We start from the raw sequence: 14,181 nt of genomic DNA, 5'->3' as shown, positions 1-14,181 counted from the left end.
TGCCGATCAGCGGCATGATGTCCTTGCCCTGCGCCGCGACCCATGCAATCGCGATCTGCGCCACGGACACGCCCTTCGCTTGCGCGATTCGCCGCAGGGCATCGACGAGCTTCAGATTGCGCTCGGCGTTTTCACCCTGGAAGCGCGGACTATGCGCGCGGAAATCGCTGCCCGCCAGATTCTGCGCGGGCATCCAGTGCCCGCTGATCAGCCCGCGTGACAACACGCCATACGCCGTCACGCCGACGCCAAGCGTGCGGCAAGTATCGAGAATATTGTCTTCGATACCGCGCGAAAGCAGCGAATACTCGATCTGCAAATCGGCGATCGGATGCACGGCTGTGGCGCGGCGGATGGTGTCCGAGCCGACTTCCGACAGCCCGATGTGCCGCACATACCCCGCCTTCACCAGATCCGCAATCCCGCCGATGCTTTCCTCGATAGGCACGTTGGGGTCGAGCCGCGCAGGACGATAGATATCGATGTAATCAAGCCCCAGTCGCTGCAGCGAATACGCAAGGAAATTCTTGATGGCTGCAGGCCGTGCGTCGTAACCTGCCCAGCCTCCCGCCGGGTCGCGCAACGCGCCGAACTTGACGCTGACGACGGCGGCGTCGCGTTTCGTACCCTTTAACGCTTCGCCGATCAGCGCTTCGTTATGGCCGCTGCCATAGAAATCGCCGGTATCGATGAGGTTGATGCCCGCGTCGAGCGCCGCGTGGATCGTGGCGATGCTTTCGCCGCGCTCCGACGGCCCATACATGCCGGACATGCCCATGCAGCCGAGTCCGAGGGCGGACACTTGCGGTCCTGTTTTTCCGAGTTGACGCTGTTCCATGCTCTTTCTCCTGTTCGTGCCGGTGCGGATGCGATGACAGGAGTATGCGAGCCGCCCAAGCGTGCGACAATCCGGCCGTTACAGCACGGGCTGTACGGAAAAACGCACAATGGACGATCCCGATCTCTCCGATCTCACCGCCTTCATGGCCGTCACTCAAGTACGCAGCTTCCGCGCGGCGGCGCGTGTGCGCGGCGTGTCCGCATCGGCATTGAGCGAGGCGATCCGGCGTCTTGAAGCGCGTCTCGGGGTCCGTTTGCTGAACCGGACCACGCGCAGCGTGGCGCCGACCGAGGCGGGCGAGCGTCTCATCGAAAAGCTGTCGCCGCTCTTCAGTGAAATGGAAGCGGCGCTGGACGTTCTGAACGGTTTTCGCGATAAACCCACGGGCACGCTCAAGCTGAACGTGCCGTCGAGCGCCGCGCGGATCGTGTTGCCGACGCTCATCGCGCGGTTTTTGAAGGCTTATCCGGACATTCGGGTGGAAGTCGTGGTCGAGGATGGTTTCGTCGATGTGCTGGCGATTGGTTGCGACGCCGGCATCCGCTACGACGAACGTCTGGAACAGGACATGATCGCCATCCCGATCGGGCCGCGCGTGCAGCGTTTCGCGACCGCGGCAGCGCCGGAATATCTTGACACGCACGGCAGGCCCACGCATCCCCGCGAACTGGCCGCGCAGACACGCGTGCTCGAGCAGCTCGCGGGCGGCGCCATGCCAATGTGGTTCTTCGAACGCGACGGTGAGGTGGTGCGGCTGGACCCGTCAGGCCCGCTTCTGGTCAGGCCAAGCGCCGCGGTCGAACTCGCCATCAGCACCGCTGTAGCCGGTGTGGGAGTGGTCCATCTTTTCGAGGGGATGCTTCAGCCGTATCTGGATAGCGGCGCGCTGGAGCCGATCTTGCAGCCTTGGTGGCCACAATTTTCTGGACCGTTTCTTTATTATCCGGGGCGCAGGCACTTGCCGGCGCCGCTGCGGGCGTTTATCGACTTCGTGAAGGCCGAAGGTTCGCTGGCCGCTCCAGATTTCTGACCGTTTCCGGACGGGAGACAGGCACATTGCATCGCACAAGATCAAGCCTGCTGACCGTAGGTCAGCCAGTCTCGTAACCGCATCCGCTCTCGCTTCGACCGCGCATGTTGCGCCACATGAATCGCGTTTTCCTCCTCGCGAGTGGGATGCCTTCGACCCTGTGAAATCAGGGTAAATCCCAGAAAAAACATCAGACGTCTGATGTATATTGCAAAAAAGTTTGAGAGAAAGGCTCCCATGCGCTTGAGCGTCGAACAATCGATGAGCGACAAGATCCAGGAATCGCTGCTGGCCATGATTCGCGAAAAAGGCCTTAAACCAGGGGATCAGATCCCGACCGAGATCGAGTTGTGCGAGTTGCTGGGCGTGGGGCGGTCGAGTTTGCGCGAAGCCGTGGCGCAAATGATCTCGCATGGATTGCTGTCGCGGGTCCAGGGGCGCGGGACCTTCATCAGACAAATTTCGCTGAAGCTTAAGGGCGGTCTGGATGATCTGATGTCCGTGACCGACATGATCAAGAGCGTCGGCGCAGTGCCCTCAACAAGCAGGCTGCAGATCGAGAATATCGAGGCATCGGAAAGCCTGGCGGAAAAGCTGGCGTTGGATGTGGGCCATCCGTGCGTGCGCATAGAACGGGTCCGGCGGGCGAACGATGCGATTGCGGCGTATTGCATCGATATTGTCTCGAAAGAGGTGTTCGATTCCGTCGGCAACGATCTCGGCGAATCGCTCTTCGCCATGCTCGGCAGGACCGGCCGCAGGCTGTCGCACACGCATACGTCCGTCCAGCCGACCATCCTGACGCCGCGCGACCTGCCTGAACTGGGCGATGGCTTCGGCCTGTTCCTGCTTCTGGATGAGGTCGATTTCGATCAGAGCGGCGATCCGCTTTGTTATAGCAACGACTACTACAACACGAGCATCTTCAAGTTCGACCTGGTTCGCAAACGTCATTGAGACGCGGGCAGAACCGGGGGACACGGAGGAGACATCATGGAATTCGAGGCGTTGAATGCTTCGGAACTGACGGCTTACCTGCGGGGCATTCCTGCTGTGCACGCGTTGCTGGGCGAGCCGGCGGAACTGGATATTGCGGAAGTGGGCGACGGCAATCTCAACTACGTCTACTTCGCGAGCAACGCAGGGGCTGCTGAAAAAAGCGTGGTGGTGAAGCAGGCACCGCCGTTTCTGCGGCTGGTCGGCAAGACATGGCCGCTTGGACGCGAGCGCATGGAGCGTGAAGTCGCCGCGCTCAGGCGCTTTGGATCGCTTTGTCCGCAGCATGTGCCCAAGGTCTATCACGCGGACAGCCAGCTTTTCCTGATGGTGATGCAGCGGCTTGCCACTCACCGGATCCTGCGGCAAGGGCTGACGGATGGCGTCGTGTATCCGAGGCTTGCGGATCACTTGTCCACGTATCTTGCGAACACGCTCTTCTTCGGCTCGGATCTTTTTCTTAACGCCGACATCAAGAAACAGGCTATGAGCGCGGCCGTGAACAGCGAGTTGTGCGGGATCACCGAGGACCTGGTTTTCACGTATCCGTTCGAAGACCATCCATCGAACGTATATAGCGCTAAATTGCCAAGGGCGGCGCTGGAACGCCTCAGGCAGACGCCCGCATTGCGCGTGGCCGCGGCCGAAATGAAATGGGCGTTCATGAACCACGCCGAGACCTTGCTGCATGGCGACCTGCATACGGGTTCCATCATGGTCAACGCGGACGAGACCTATGTGATCGACCCCGAGTTCTCGTTCTACGGTCCCATGGCGTTCGACATTGGCGCGGTGCTCGCCAATCTTCTGCTGGCCTATTTCTCGCGCGACTGGCACGGCCGGCTTCACGACGGGCGGCCGGAAGCCTATCAGGCGTGGCTGCTGGAACAGGTCAGCACGATCTGGTCGGCGTTCGCCGCCAAGTTCCACAAGCTATGGCGGGAACACGAAGGCCGCAGCAAGACTTCGTTCATTGGTGACGATCCGGACCGCGCCTGCGCCGATGCCTTCAAGGCGCGCTTCATGCAACGGCTTCTCGCCGACACCCTCGGCTTTGCTGGCTGCAAGATGATCCGCCGGATCGTGGGCATGGCGAAGGTTGCGGAGATCGCGCACATTCCGGACGACACGGCACGCGCGGCGATCGAAGTGCGTTGTCTGCAATGCGCCGAGACGCTGCTGGTCGAAAGGCAATCCCTGACCGATATCGAACAGGTCGTTCGTCTGGCGCGGGCGCTTCAGTCCACCAACAATCAATAACCAACCGGAGCACGCATGAAATCGGCGCCGCTGTTTTCGAGCCTTCCAGCGACCATCACGTGGGAAAACGGCAGCTTGTCGATCCTCGACCAGACCCGTTTGCCTCGCGAAACGATCATCGAAAACGTGACGACGGCCGAACAGGTCTGGCGTGCAATCCATGAACTGCGGGTTCGCGGTGCACCGGCAATAGGCGTAGCCGCAGCCTACGGTTTATGCGTCGCGATGCGCGCATCCCTTCATCTGCCGGTACATGAATTCCGCGCGGCGCTTGCGCAGCAGGCGGCTTATATAGACAGCGCGCGTCCCACCGCGGTCAACCTGAGCTGGAGCCTTAAGCGGATGTTGCAGGCGGCGCAGGCGTGCGATGCCAATGATTCCGCCGCGCTTCTGAACGCATTGATCGCAGAGGCCGTTGCGATCCACGCGGAAGATCAGGCGCTGTGTGATGGTATCGGCGAGCATGGCCTGCCGCTGATCACGCCTGGCTGCGGAGTGCTGACGCATTGCAATGCGGGCGCGCTCGCGACCACCGGTCTTGGCACCGCAACCGCGCCCATCTACAAGGCACATGGCGAGGGGCAGACATTCCGCGTTTACGCCGATGAAACCCGTCCGCTTTTGCAGGGCGCGCGCCTGACCGCCTACGAGTTGCAGCAGGCGGGCGTCGATGTCACGCTGATCACCGACAGCATGGCGGCGTCGATCATGGCGCAGGAACTGGTCGACGTGGTGATCGTCGGTACAGACCGGGTTGCGGCCAACGGCGACTTCGCGAACAAGATCGGCACACTCGGGCTTGCGATCGTCGCGCGGCACTTCAACATTCCGTTCTACGTGGCCTGTCCGTCGTCAACGCTCGACCTTCGCACGGCGACGGGGCGTGACATCGTGATCGAAGAGCGTCACGACGACGAAATCACGCATCTGTACGGCGAACGTGTTGCGCCGGCCAACATGAAGGTCCGCAACCCCGCTTTCGATGTCACGCCGAACCATCTCGTCACGGGTTTCATCACGGAGCGGGGCATCGTGCAAAAACCGTTCGATATTAACCTGGCAGCGTTGTTCGCCATGGAAGGAGACGCAGCATGACCGAGGCCGCGCTGCGTTCGGAAATAGTGGAGACAGCGCGCGAGATGGAACGTCTCGGCATCAATCAGGGCACGTCGGGCAACGTGAGCGCACGGTTCAGCGATGGTTTCCTGATCACGCCAAGCGGGATCCCGTCGGCACAACTGGACCCGGCCTCGATCGCGTTCCTGCCGATGAATATAGATGCTTCCTCGTCGCTGTTTGCGCAGTTGCGGCCATCGTCGGAATGGCGCATTCACCGCGACATCTTGCAGGCGAGGCCGGAGATCGGCGCAGTGGTTCACACGCATTCCAGCGCGGCCACGGCGCTCGCCATTCACTCACACGGCATCCCCGCGCACCACTACATGGTGGCGGCCGCGGGCGGCAATTCCATCCGATGCGCGCCGTACGCAACCTTCGGCAGCAAGGAGTTGTCCGATTACGCGATGCAGGCGCTGAAGGACCGCACAGCGTGTCTGCTGGCGCATCACGGCGTGATTGCACTGGGCCAGGATCTCGCGCGTGCGTTATGGCTCGCACACGAAGTCGAGGTACTGGCGAAGCAATATCTGCTGGCGTGCCAATTGGGAACGCCGCCCGTCTTATCCGATGAACAGATGAACGAAGTCGTGGACAAGTTCAGGAACTACGGACCACGAAGAACCAAGGATGCCTGAATAAGTTTCTTCAAATGTCGTACCCGCAGCGCGCAACAGAACCGCCTTTATAACTTGAAAAATGGAGACAGTCATGGCCTGGAATTCAGGAAGATTTGACGCATGGAGCAAGCTGGGTGCACGTACGGGAACAGCGGTCTTATGCGCGGCAGCCGCGCTCTCCGGCTGTTCGAAAAGCGAATCGCCTTCAACGACCACCGCCGCAAGCGACGCAGGCGCAAGTCCCGCTGCAGTCGCAAGCGCCGCACCCGCGGCCACGGCGGCATCGGGCGGGAAGACGAAGATCGGTTTCTCGGTGTCTACGCTGAACAACGCATTCTTCGTCGGCTTGAAACTCGGGGTGGAAAAGGGTTCGAAGGAACAAGGCTTCGATCTGGTCCAGACGAACGCAAACGGCGACGCACAGCAGCAGGTCAATGACGCGATCAACCTGCTGAGCCAGGGCGTGACTGCGCTGGTGCTCAATCCTATCGACTCGAAGGCGATCATTCCGGCGGTCGAAAAGGCCAACAGCATGGGCATTCCCGTGTTCACGCTGGATCGCGGCTCCGATGGCGGCAAGGTGACGTCGTTCGTGGCGTCGGACAACGTGGCGCTCGGCACGACGGCGGCAAAGTGGATCGCGGATCAGTTGAAGACGCGTTATGGCTCGCCCAAGGGCAACGTGGTCGACCTGATCGGGTTGGTCGGGACGACGGCTGCCACCGACCGCGAGAAAGGCTTCTCCGATGAAATCGCGAAGTATCCGGACATCAAGGTCGTGGCCCGCCAGGAAGGCGCGTTCGACCAGGAAAAGTCACTCAACGCGATGACGAACATCCTGCAAAAGTACCCGCAAATCGATGCAGTTTTCGGTGCGAACGACGACAACACCGTGGGTGCGGAAAAAGCTATCGACAACGCCAACCGCTACAAGCCGCTCGGCGACAAGGAGCACATCATGGTGATCGGCGCCGACGGCACGGCGCAGGCATTGTCCGCGATTCGTGCCGGCAAGCAGGACGCAACCATTTCGCAGAACCCAATCGAAATGGCGGCGAAGGCGCTGAGTTTCATCAAGGACTACACGGCGAAGAAGGACGTGCCGGCGAACTATGCATGGCCGACCTTGTTGATCGACAAGTCGAATATCGACTCCGATACCACCAAGAAATACGGTCTCTGGTCGCTGCAGGTCAGCCAGTAATCGCCGTAATCGACCAAGCGCATGCGTGTCCGCAAGTGTCCGATGGCGCGGAGCGCATGCCTCGCAAGAGAGATCCGATCATGAGTGCCGAAACGAGTTCGCCCGATCTTTCCGGCGGCGTGCAAGAGGCGCCGGAGAGCGGCAACGTGCCGCTGCTGCGCATGGAGGGCATCGTCAAGAGTTTCCCTGGCGTGAAGGCGTTGCGGGGCGTCAGCCTGTCGTTGCAGGCGGGTCACGTGATGGCGATCGTCGGTGAGAACGGCGCAGGCAAGTCGTCGCTGATCAAGACCTTGTCGGGTGCGTATGAGCCGGACGAAGGCCGCATCGAGATCAACGGCGTGCCGCTTGCACGCGGAACCAATGCGGCGATCGACGCCGGCGTCGCCGTGATTTACCAGGAGCTGTCGCTGATCAACGACATGACCGTCGCGGAGAATCTGTTCCTCGGGCGCATGCCGTCGCGCGGCGGTTTCGTGATGCGGCGCGAAGCCAACGAACACGCGCGCCAGGCGCTTGCGCAAGTCGGACTGGATAACGTCTCGCCGTCCATGCGTCTCGGCGATCTGCCGTTGAACAAGCGGCAGCTCGTGGAAGTCGCAAAGGCGGTGGCACGTGACGCCCGCATCCTCGTCATGGATGAACCTACGGCGGCGCTGCAGCGTGGCGACATCGCCAATCTGTACGCCGTGGTGCGGCGGCTTCGCGCGGCAGGGATGGGGATCATCTTCATCTCGCATCATCTGGAAGAGGTATTCGAGCTGGCGGACTCGGCCGTGGTGATGCGCGATGGCGCAACTGTCAGTTCGCGGCCGATGAACCAGTGGACCGAGCAGGAGCTCGTGCAGGCCATGGTCGCGCGCAATCTCGATTCGTTCTATCCGTGGGAGCCGCGCGACTACGGGCCCGTCGTGCTCGAAGTGCGCGATCTGGCGAGCCCGCCAATCGTGCGGCATGCGAGCCTCAGCGTGAGGGCGGGTGAGATCGTGGGTATCGCGGGGATTGCGGGTGCGGGGCGCACGGAGTTGTTGAAAGCGATCTTCGGCGCGCTGCCCGTGACGAAGGGCGAACTCCTGATACGCGGCAAGAAGGTCAGCATCAAGTCGCCAACCGATGGCATCCGGCACGGACTCGTCTATACCGCCGAAGACCGCAAGCTCGAAGGTCTCGTGCTCGAGGCGAGCATCGAGGAGAACGTCGCGCTTTCGAGCCTGAAGGCGCTTGCAACCGGCGGCTTCACCAGCAACGCAAGAAAACGCAGGCTCGCGCAGGAAGCGAGCACGCGCTTCGCGGTGCGTTCGCCATCGGTCATGCAGATCACGGGCAATCTCTCGGGCGGCAATCAGCAGAAGGTCATCCTGGGACGTGCCACGGCGACTCAACCGGCCGTCATCATGCTCGATGAACCCACGCGCGGTATCGACGTAGGCGCGAAGACCGAGATCTATGCGCACATGGTATCGATGGCGCGCGCCGGTGCGGCCGTCATCATGGTCAGCTCGGAATTGCCGGAGTTGCTCGGCATGTCCGACCGCGTGCTGGTGATGTACAGAGGCAGCATCGTCACGGAGATCGCACGCGACAAGGCGAACTCCGAGACGGTGATTCAATGGGCTACGACAGGAGTAGGCGCATGACGTCGACAGCAGCAAAGCAGGCGGATCAGGAGGCGCTATCGCGCCGTTTCATCCGGCAGTTACGCAGCGGTATCGGACCTTTGTTCGCGGCGCTCATTCTCATATGCGTGGTGCTGTCGATCGCATCGCCCGAATTTCTCACGACGAGCACGCTCACCAACATCATGGTGCAGGTCTCCGTGGTGGGCATCGCAGCGGTCGGCGGCACGTTCGTCATCATCACGTCCGGGATCGACCTGTCGGTCGGCTCGCTGGTCGCGCTGAGCGGGATGGTCGCGGCAACGGTGATGGCGGGATCGGTGCCGGGGAACATCGGGCTGGGTATCGGCGGACTTGCGGTGGCGCTTGCCGTGGGCGCGTGCGTGGGCGCGTTGAACGGACTCTCGGTCGCGTGGTTCAGGCTGGTGCCGTTCATTGTCACGCTGGCCATGATGGCGATGGCGCGCGGCCTCACGCTCGCCATTTCAGATGGCCGCACCAAGTTCGACTTCCCGAACGCGTTCACCGCGTTCGGGGCAAAGACGGTTGCCGGGCTTCCCGCGCCGATGATCGTCATGCTGGTCGTTTTTATTGTCGGGCATGTGCTGTTGCGCAAGACGACCTTCGGGCATCAGGTCTTTGCGGTCGGCGGCAACAAGGAAGCCGCACGGCTCGCCGGTATTCCCGTGCGGCGCGTGATCTTCCTGACGTACACGCTTGCCGGTGTGACGGCGGCGATTGCAGGCATCGTGCTCGCGGGACGGCTGAATTCGGCGCTGCCCTCTGCGGCAAACGGACTCGAGCTTCAGGTCATCGCAGGCGTTGTGATCGGCGGTACGTCGCTTGCCGGCGGGCGCGGTTCGATCATCGGCACGTTCATTGGCGTGGTGCTGATCGGCGTGATCAACGTGGGCCTGTCGCTGCTCGGCGTCAATCCATTCTGGACGCAATTCATTCAGGGCGGCGTCATCTTCGCCGCCGTCATGCTCGACGCGCTCAGCCAGCGCCGCAAGGTGTGAGCCATCGCAGTTTCCTTTCAAGGAGCATCACGTGAAAAAGATCATCAACCAGCCGGATCAGTTCGTGGATGAAGTCATCGATGCGCTGTTGCTCGCGCATCCGGGCTGGATCAAATCCGCGACCGCTGACAACCGTGCGCTCGTGCGCGCCGATGCACCGAAGCAGGGTCGCGTGGGCATCGTGACCGGCGGCGGTTCCGGGCATATGCCGGGCTTCTTGGGCTACGTGGGCGAGGGTTTGTGCAGCGGCGTGGCGGTGGGCAACGTGTTTTCATCGCCGTCGTCGGAACAGATTTTCGAAGCCACGAAAGCCGTCGATGGCGGCGCCGGCGTGCTGTACGTGTACGGCAATTATGGCGGCGATGTCTTCAACTTCGACCTCGCTGCGGATCTGGCGGAACCGGAAGGCATCGATATCAAGACGGTGCTGCTCACTGACGACGTGGCGTCGGCACCGAGCGCGCGCAGTGCTGAACGCCGGGGCGTGGCAGGGATGGTGTTTGCGTTCAAGTGCGCGGGGGCATCGGCGGAACGAGGCGATTCACTCGATGAAGTCGCCCGCATCACGGCGAAGGCGAACAACCAGTGCCGCACCATGGGCGTGGGCCTCTCGCCGACCATTCTGCCGGCTGCGGGCAAACCTACGTTCACGCTGCCTGAAGGCGAGATGGAGATCGGCATCGGCATTCATGGCGAACCGGGCACGCATCGCGGCGCACTCGAAACCGCCGATCAGATTGCAACGCGCCTGACCGGCGAGATCCTTGCCGACCTCAATGCGCCCAAAGGATCGCGCGTCGCAGTGCTCATCAACGGGCTCGGCGCGACGCCACTTGAAGAGCTGTATTTGTTGTATCGGCGATCGGCTGCGATCATCGGCGAGCAGGGTTTGACGATCGCACGCTCGTATGTGGGCGAGTATGTGACGAGCCTCGAAATGGCGGGTGCGTCGATCACGATCATGCTTGTCGATGACGAACTCGAAGCGCTGCTTGCCGCACCGGCGCGTTCGCCTTTCTTTCGCGAATGGTCGCAGGCTTGAACGGGGGACGTCATGAGTATTTCTTCCACTGAACTGCGCGACGTGCTCGCGCGCACGCTCGCCACGCTGCCGGGCCATGCCGAAGAGTTGCGCGAACTCGATGCCGCACTCGGCGACGGCGATCTCGGCATTACCGTGCAAGCGGGATCGGCGGCGGTCGTGAAGGCGCTTGCCGCGTTGCCTGGCGAGGCGACCGTGGCCGACGTGCTGCTCGCCGCGGGGAAGGCATTTTCGACCGCGAATCCATCCACGTTCGCGGCATTGATAGGCGGCGGATTGCTGGCGGCATCGAAGACCATGGCGGGGAAGGACACGGTCGGCAAGAACGAGGCGTTGACCATCGGGCGTGCGGTTGCGGGGCGCATCATCGAACGCGGGAAGAGCCAGGTCGGTGACAAGACCGTGCTCGACGCGCTCGTTCCAAGTCTCGATACTCTCGAAAAATCAGACGGCGATACCGATGCGTTGCTGGCCGCGATGATCGCGACATCGCAGGAACGCGTGGAGGCGACAGCGGGGCTGCAATCACAAAAGGGACGCGCGGCATGGGTGCAGGAACGCAGCATTGGACATGCCGATCCGGGCGCTACCGCGTATTTAAGGTTTCTCGAAGCGTTGCGGGAAGGCGTGAAGGGTTAAGCCTTCAGCACGCCTGCCTTGCGTAGTATCTCCAGAAATACAGCCAGTGGACTGTCATTCCTCGATACAGTCGTGAGGCTGTATTTTGCCTTCCCCGAACGCAAAATAATTAAAAGCCAAAGCCTCGGGCACGTGATGTGCGTGACGCATGGGGCTCGTCCAACTGGAAAACGCTGCCTGCATGACCTGCGCCCAAGCTTCGGATCGTTCTGGACTCCAACGCTTGCAAAATCCTTTCGATGAGGGCGTGCCGCATCTCTGATGACCGCATGCCCTGCGGGGTTTGAGTTGCGTGACGCGATGCCCGAGCGGTACGAGCCGGGAAAACGATGCACCGTGGATTAGACCTTTGTCACCGGTGCATCGTTTATCGCATCTTTACCTTCAGTGAAGGACTTACCCATGACTCCAACCAGCCCGAGATATCGGTCAAGACTGGCGACATCACTCTTCGATCTTTTAAATCCCATCCCGTACGGACTTTTCGTCGGCACCCTGATCTTCGACATTATCTACGCGATAACAGAAAATGTTTTCTGGGCTAAAGGTGCTGCGTGGCTCGTAACCGTCGGACTCATTTTCGCGATCATTCCACGCTTCATCAATCTCGGCCACGTCTGGTTCGGATACCGCTACGCAGGCAAAAATCGCGAGAGGCTGGCCTTCTGGCTGAACCTGCTCGGCATCGTCGCGGCAATCGTGAACGCATTCGTTCATAGCCGCGATGCTTATGCCCAGGTTCCGCTGAGCGTCATTCTTTCAGTCATTACAGTCGCGTTGCTGATCCTTGCTCAAATCGTGCTCGCGTTCGACAAGTTCGATTTCAAGGAGACGGCTCGTGAATAGATCCATCTTGACCAGCGTGATCGCGGTGGCCGTCGCGGCTTCGTTCAGCGGATGCGACGAGAAAGCCAAATATGATTCCGCGCATCAGGCCGGCGCCAATCCGCCATTGCCGAGCGCTCAGAGTTTTTTCACGCCGCCCATGCAGGTACCCAAGCATGTTGGATGGCAGAACAACGAAACACCCAAGGTCGCGGACGGCCTGAAGATCGAGAAGATCGCGTCCGGGCTTGAACATCCACGGCAGGTGTATGGGCTTCCTAACGGCGACATCCTGGTAGCGGAATCCAGCAGCCCCGATGCCGAGCCTGTAACCACGCCGAAGCAGTTGATTGCGGGCATGGTCCAGAGCCGTTCGGGCAAGGAAGCGAAGGGTGGCAACCGCATCACGTTGCTGCGAAAGCGCACCGATGGCAGCGGCGAATGGGACAAGCATGTCTTCATCGATCATCTGCATTCGCCGTTCGGCATGCAACTGGTCGGCGACACGCTGTACGTGGCCGATACCGACGCCATCCTCAAGTTCCCGTACAAATCCGGCGATACGGCCATTACCACGACCGGTGTCGAACTGACCGACCTTCCGGACCGGGTCAACCATCACTGGACCAAGGCGCTGCTCGCGAGCCCGGACGGCAAGAAGCTTTTTGTCGGCGTCGGATCGAACAGCAATGCCAGCGAGAACGGACTCGACGTCGAATACCGCCGCGCAAACGTCCTTGAAGTGGATATCGCCACTGGCGGCAGCCGCATCTTCGCGGCCGGCATACGCAATCCGACCGGGCTGCAATGGGAACCGAAAACGGGACAACTCTGGGCAGTCGCCAATGAACGCGATGAAATCGGCGCAGACCTTGTTCCGGACTATTTGACCTCGGTGAAAGACGGCGCCTTCTATGGCTGGCCGTACAGCTACTATGGGCAGAATGTGGACCGGCGCGTGCAGCCGCAACGCCCCGATCTGGTCGCGAAGGCGATCCCGCCGGATTATGCGATCGGCTCGCACGTTGCGCCGCTCGGCTTGTTGTTTTATACCGGCGACAACCTTCCGGCACAGTTCAAGGGCGGGGCTTTTATCGGCGAGCATGGCAGTTGGGATCGTTCGCCGCTGAGCGGTTACGCGGTCGCGTATGTGGCGTTTGAAAACGGCAAACCGGTCGGCACGCCGAAACCTGTTGTGACGGGCTTTGTGACCGCCGACGAGAAGGAGCTGCGCGGCGCGCCGGTCGGGCTCGCGCAGGGTCAGGACGGCGCGCTCATCATCGCCGACGATGCCGGCAACACCGTCTGGCGCGTGACGAAAGCAGGAGGTTGAACGTCACGTCGCAAGAGAAAAAACAGCAGTTCCTTACGTCTTGCGGGCGGCGCGCGGTCTCTGTTGCGGATCGCCTGCCGCCCGTTTTCGTGGCCGGCCGGTTGTGTCGAAAATTTGGAGTTGCCGCATAATCCAAGCGAGCAACATCCATTGCCACGCATTTGATCATGTAAGGAGCCGATATGCCTTTGGTCAGAATCAACGTCTCGAAAGAAGCCTCCGCTGATAGCGTCCAAGCCATCAGCGATGTCATCTATGAAGCCATGCTCGCCGTTGCGAATGTTCCGGCGAACGACCGGTTTCAGATCATCACGCGCCACGCGCCGGGCGAGCTCGTGTATCCCACGGAGGGATATCTGGGCATCGATTATTCTTCGGGTATCGTTTTTATTCAGGTGACGTGGAATGCAGGACGCTCGATCGATGTAAAGAAAGCCTTCTACAAAGCGGTTGCAGAAGGCGTTCATCAAAAAGCGGGGGTGCGGATCGAGGACGTGTGGATCAGTCTGATCGATGTCCAGCGCGAGAACTGGTCGTTCGGGAACGGTGAAATGCAGTACGCGCCAGCCGATTAAGACTCGCTCGGCTCGGAAGCCGCTGCCGGCGCTGATTCGGCAGGCGCGGCTTCGGCGGGTGCTGCAGT

At 61.1% G+C, this 14,181-nt stretch carries 14 protein-coding genes; 13 read left to right on the top strand and 1 reads right to left on the bottom strand.

The features are described 5' to 3' along the window. Nucleotides 1-838: aldo/keto reductase (locus ACRXB1_RS15555; RefSeq protein WP_449492475.1), on the bottom strand; the 838-nt coding region annotated here is incomplete at its 3' end. Between the two features lie 109 nt (nt 839-947). On the opposite strand from ACRXB1_RS15555, the gene ACRXB1_RS15550 reads away from it, so the two are divergent. From ACRXB1_RS15550 to ACRXB1_RS15490, 13 genes are all read left to right on the top strand, one after another. After that, nucleotides 948-1,871: a LysR family transcriptional regulator gene (locus ACRXB1_RS15550; RefSeq protein WP_449492474.1), complete on the top strand. Its 924-nt coding sequence runs from the start codon at nt 948-950 to the stop codon at nt 1,869-1,871. A gap of 261 nt (nt 1,872-2,132) precedes the next feature. Then, nucleotides 2,133-2,828, top strand: coding sequence for a GntR family transcriptional regulator (locus ACRXB1_RS15545; RefSeq protein WP_231941406.1), 696 nt, complete (start codon nt 2,133-2,135; stop codon nt 2,826-2,828). A gap of 36 nt (nt 2,829-2,864) precedes the next feature. After that, on the top strand, nt 2,865-4,127 hold the full coding sequence (gene mtnK / locus ACRXB1_RS15540) for an S-methyl-5-thioribose kinase (RefSeq protein WP_449492473.1): 1,263 nt from the start codon (nt 2,865-2,867) through the stop codon (nt 4,125-4,127). A 15-nt stretch (nt 4,128-4,142) separates the two neighbouring features. After that, nucleotides 4,143-5,222, top strand: coding sequence for an S-methyl-5-thioribose-1-phosphate isomerase (gene mtnA / locus ACRXB1_RS15535; RefSeq protein ID WP_449492472.1), 1,080 nt, complete (start codon nt 4,143-4,145; stop codon nt 5,220-5,222). Continuing rightward, nucleotides 5,219-5,881, top strand: a complete 663-nt coding sequence (locus ACRXB1_RS15530) for a class II aldolase/adducin family protein (protein ID WP_449492471.1) — start codon at nt 5,219-5,221, stop codon at nt 5,879-5,881. Before mtnA ends, ACRXB1_RS15530 begins: the two co-directional genes overlap by 4 nt. A gap of 73 nt (nt 5,882-5,954) precedes the next feature. Next, nucleotides 5,955-7,067 carry a substrate-binding domain-containing protein gene (locus ACRXB1_RS15525; protein WP_449492470.1) on the top strand — a complete coding sequence of 371 codons (1,113 nt, stop codon included), beginning with the start codon at nt 5,955-5,957 and terminating at the stop codon, nt 7,065-7,067. Between the two features lie 80 nt (nt 7,068-7,147). Next, the gene (locus tag ACRXB1_RS15520; RefSeq protein ID WP_449492469.1) at nt 7,148-8,701 is read left to right on the top strand and encodes a sugar ABC transporter ATP-binding protein; all 1,554 of its coding nucleotides are present in this window, start codon (nt 7,148-7,150) and stop codon (nt 8,699-8,701) included. After that, nucleotides 8,698-9,699: an ABC transporter permease gene (locus ACRXB1_RS15515; RefSeq protein ID WP_062001688.1), complete on the top strand. Its 1,002-nt coding sequence runs from the start codon at nt 8,698-8,700 to the stop codon at nt 9,697-9,699. Before ACRXB1_RS15520 ends, ACRXB1_RS15515 begins: the two co-directional genes overlap by 4 nt. Before the next feature lie 31 nt (nt 9,700-9,730). Further along, the gene (locus ACRXB1_RS15510; protein WP_062001689.1) at nt 9,731-10,741 is read left to right on the top strand and encodes a dihydroxyacetone kinase subunit DhaK; all 1,011 of its coding nucleotides are present in this window, start codon (nt 9,731-9,733) and stop codon (nt 10,739-10,741) included. A gap of 12 nt (nt 10,742-10,753) precedes the next feature. Next, entirely contained in the window at nt 10,754-11,380 is a 627-nt protein-coding gene (locus ACRXB1_RS15505; protein WP_075357436.1) for a DAK2 domain-containing protein, read from the top strand. 402 nt (nt 11,381-11,782) lie between these two features. Beyond that, nucleotides 11,783-12,226, top strand: a complete 444-nt coding sequence (locus ACRXB1_RS15500; protein WP_075357437.1) for a DUF2231 domain-containing protein — start codon at nt 11,783-11,785, stop codon at nt 12,224-12,226. After that, nucleotides 12,219-13,538, top strand: a complete 1,320-nt coding sequence (locus tag ACRXB1_RS15495; protein ID WP_062001692.1) for a PQQ-dependent sugar dehydrogenase — start codon at nt 12,219-12,221, stop codon at nt 13,536-13,538. The genes ACRXB1_RS15500 and ACRXB1_RS15495 overlap by 8 nt, the downstream gene beginning before the upstream one ends. A 182-nt stretch (nt 13,539-13,720) precedes the next feature. Continuing rightward, entirely contained in the window at nt 13,721-14,113 is a 393-nt protein-coding gene (locus ACRXB1_RS15490; protein ID WP_449492468.1) for a tautomerase family protein, read from the top strand. Nucleotides 14,114-14,181: the final 68 nt, after the last annotated feature.

The organism is Caballeronia sp. M23-90 (genome assembly GCF_053574605.1).
This window is presented reverse-complemented; position numbering and strand designations above follow the sequence as displayed.